Origin of the sequence: Marinomonas arctica (assembly GCF_003259225.1) — a bacterium.
In the GTDB taxonomy this organism is placed as follows: Bacteria; Pseudomonadota; Gammaproteobacteria; order Pseudomonadales; family Marinomonadaceae; genus Marinomonas; species Marinomonas arctica.
Genome location: NZ_QHJF01000067.1, coordinates 1 through 1808 on the forward strand (window position 1 = coordinate 1; position 1808 = coordinate 1808).

Here is a 1808-nt window from a genome sequence, read left to right on the forward strand (position 1 = left end):
TTCAGGCTGTAGAAAAATACCTTAAACCCACGCCATTGCTCGATTCGTGTTGTAAAATAGACATTTCATCCGCTGTTCAGTTTATTTATGGCCAATTATCTTGATGACAACCTCAACCAAAGTGTATTTCTCGATATTAATTATTTGGAAGTGCTGGGTGAAAATACCTTTGAGTTTTGTTTATACCAGCTGATCACAAATACGCTTGATCTTGATGATTTCCATAAGCGGTATAAAAACAAAAAAGTTGGCCGCAAAGCGTATCCTCCTGCGATTTTATTGCGTGTTATTTTTTATGCGTATTACCGTGGCATCACATCAAGCCGTGCTATTGAACGGAGCTGTAAAACGGATTTGAAATTCATGGCACTGGCTGCCGGAAAAACGCCTCATTTCACTACGATTGCTGATTTTGTCAGCGGTTATTCGGAAGAGATGAAATCGGTTTTTCATAAAGTGCTGATGATTTGTTGTAAGAGCGGATTGGTCGGTAGAGAGCACTTTGCGATTGATGGCTGCAAGCTACCGTCTGATGCGTCAAAAGCATGGAGTGGCACACACGCTGATTTACGCAAGAAATCGGATAAGTTAAAAGCCACGGCACGAAAGATTATCGAACGCCACCAATCCAATGATTCTGCCAAAGATACAGATGACAAAGGGCGAGCGCTTAAAACGGCCGATACCTTGATTAAAAATGCGACGAAGATCGATGAGTTTTTGAAAAACAATGACAAGCGGCAAGGGGTCGGTAAACGGGCAAAGGAAGTACAGAGTAATATAACGGATAATGACAGCACCAAAATGACCACCTCAAAAGGTACTATACAAGGCTATAACTGCCAGACAGTGGCCGATGAGTTACATCAGATTGTTGTTGCTACAGAAGCCTTTGGTGTTGGTCAGGATCAATCATTATTAAAACCCATGATTGAGCAAATTCGAGAAAATCTGGGCGAAGACTGCTTAAGTGGCAACGTGCTGCTAACAGCCGATACTGGCTACTCCAGTGAAGACAATATGAAGTACCTGTTTAATGAAGGCATCAATGCCGTTGTTCCCGATACCAACTTTCGTCAACGTGATCCAAAGATAGCGGGATCTGAAACTGTCGCAAAGCATAAGGCCCACCGCCAGAAAACCCGTAAGGATAAACGTAAAAATACGGCTAAATTTCCTGCTGCCGATTTTACAGTTAACAAAGAAGCCAAAACCTGCATCTGCCCCAATGGGCATGAAATGATGTACCACGGCGATCATTTTGAGATCAACAATAAGCGCTATATGCGCTTTAAATCCTATTTAAAAAATTGTCGTGGTTGCCCGCTGCAAAGCGACTGCATGAAACGGCCATTAAAGGAACATGGTCGCCAAGTTTCCTTTGTCGTGGATGGCGAAGACAATGTCAGTTATTTGGATTTAATGAAGCAAAAAATCGACAGCGAACAAGGGCGGAGAAATTATTCCCGTCGCATGTGGACAATAGAGCCAGTATTTGGAAATATCACCAGTAACAAAGGCACCAATAAGCTGACCTTGAGAGGGAAAGCTAAGGTTACCTGTCAGTGGCTGATGTACTGCACTGTTCACAACATTGAAAAGTTATGGCGTTATGGTAATGCTGGCGCTGTAAGCGTATAAACGAGCGTAGTTATGGCAATATAGCGCTGTTTTAGCGTGAATGAGGTGATATATTCATCCACGGTGCTTAAAAATGTTTGTCATCAAATACAATCTTTGAAATATACAAATCCAAGGTGAGGCAGATTATTTACATGAAAAACTTAATTTTTCTACAGCTTGGTTAG

Annotated in this window: 1 protein-coding gene; it reads left to right on the top strand. The window is 41.9% G+C overall.

The genetic code is table 11. The features are described 5' to 3' along the window. The first annotated feature begins 87 nt into the window (after nt 1-87). The gene (locus tag DK187_RS20820; protein ID WP_111609212.1) at nt 88-1641 is read left to right on the top strand and encodes an IS1182 family transposase; all 1554 of its coding nucleotides are present in this window, start codon (nt 88-90) and stop codon (nt 1639-1641) included. Nucleotides 1642-1808 lie beyond the last annotated feature (167 nt).